Raw genomic sequence first — 1751 nt, forward strand, 5'->3', positions numbered from 1 at the left:
AGCAATCACCACATTTTGAGTGGGTTGACGAATAATCTTCAGGACGCTGATGTTCAGGAGACGCAGGAGTGGATCGAGTCGTTTGACGCGTTGATCCAGGCGCAGGGTACCGCGCGGGCGCAGTACGTGATGCGGGCGTTGTTGCAGCACGCGGGCACGCATTCGGTGGGTGTGCCGATGGTGACGACGTCGGATTATGTGAACACGATCCCGGTGGATCAAGAACCCGAGTTCCCCGGTGATGAGGAGATCGAGCGCCGTTACCGGGCTTTCCTGCGCTGGAACGCGGCGGTGATGGTCCACCGCGCTCAACGCCCGGAAGTCTCCGTTGGCGGGCATATCTCCTCTTACGCGGGGGTGGCGACGTTGTATGAGGTGGGGTTGAACCACTTCTTCCGCGGACCTGGTCATCCCGGGGGCGGGGATCAGGTGTTCTTCCAGGGTCATTCCTCCCCCGGTAACTACGCCCGCGCTTACCTCGAGGGCCGGCTCACGGAGGAGCAGTTGGATGGGTTCCGGCAGGAGAAGACCCACGCCCCCAACGGGTTGCCCTCGTACCCGCATCCGCGGTGTTTACCGGATTTCTGGCAGTTCCCCACCGTGTCGATGGGGATCGGGCCGATGAACGCGATCTACCAGGCCCAGTTCAACCGGTACCTGCACAACCGCGGTATCAAGGACACCTCGGACCAGCACGTGTGGGCGTTTTTGGGCGACGGGGAGATGGATGAACCCGAATCCCGTGGTGTGCTGCAGTTAGCGGCGAATGAGAAGTTGGACAACCTCACCTTCGTGATCAACTGCAACTTGCAACGCTTGGATGGTCCGGTACGCGGGAACGGGAAGATCATCCAGGAGCTGGAAGCGTTCTTCCGCGGTGCGGGGTGGAATGTGATCAAGGTCGTGTGGGGCCGGGAATGGGACGCCCTGCTGGAGGCGGATCACACCGGGGAGCTGGTGCGGATCATGAACGAGACCCTGGACGGGGACTACCAGACCTTCAAAGCCGAATCCGGTGGGTTCGTCCGTGACCACTTCTTCGCCCGCTCCGCAGCCACTAAAGAGCTGGTGGCCGATTACACGGATGAGCAGATCTGGAACCTCAAGCGCGGCGCTCATGACTACCGCAAGGTGTACGCGGCGTACAAGGCGGCGGTGGAACACACCGGCCAGCCCACGGTGATCCTGGCCCAAGGCGTCAAGGGCTACGGGTTGGGTCCGCACTTCGAGGCCCGTAACGCCACCCACCAGATGAAAAAGCTCACCCTCGAAGACCTCAAGGCCTTCCGGGATCACTTACGGATCCCGATCAGTGATGAGCAACTGGACTCGGATCTCTACAACGCCCCCTACTACCACCCCGGACCCGACTCCCCCGAAATCAAGTATTTGTTGGAACGCCGTCAGGAGTTGGGGGGGTTCCTCCCGGATCGCCCCCACACCCAGCAGGCGCTCACCTTGCCCTCGGACAAAGCCTTCGCTTCGGGGAAGAAGGGCTCGGGCAAACAACTGGCGGCCACGACCATGGCGTTCGTGCGGATCCTCAAGGACCTGATGCGGGAGAAGGACTTCGGGCACCGCATCGTACCCATCGTCCCGGACGAGGCCAGAACGTTTGGGATGGACTCCTTCTTCCCGACCGCGAAGATCTATAACCCCAACGGGCAGAACTACCTCTCCGTGGACCGCGAACTGATGCTCGCGTACAAGGAATCCGCCCAGGGTGTGATCCTGCACCCGGGGATCAACGA

The 1751-nt window shown here is 61.6% G+C and carries 1 protein-coding gene; it reads left to right on the forward strand.

Annotated elements, in window-relative coordinates; all coding sequences use genetic code 11:
- Nucleotides 1-15: 15 nt before the first annotated feature.
- Nucleotides 16-1751, forward strand: a 1736-nt coding sequence (gene aceE, locus RF637_RS13715) for a pyruvate dehydrogenase (acetyl-transferring), homodimeric type (RefSeq protein ID WP_368845118.1), incomplete at its 3' end; no start/stop codon positions are given.

The sequence above is a fragment of the Kocuria sp. CPCC 204721 genome, assembly GCF_040980945.1.
Classification (GTDB): Bacteria; Actinomycetota; Actinomycetes; order Actinomycetales; family Micrococcaceae; genus Kocuria; species Kocuria marina.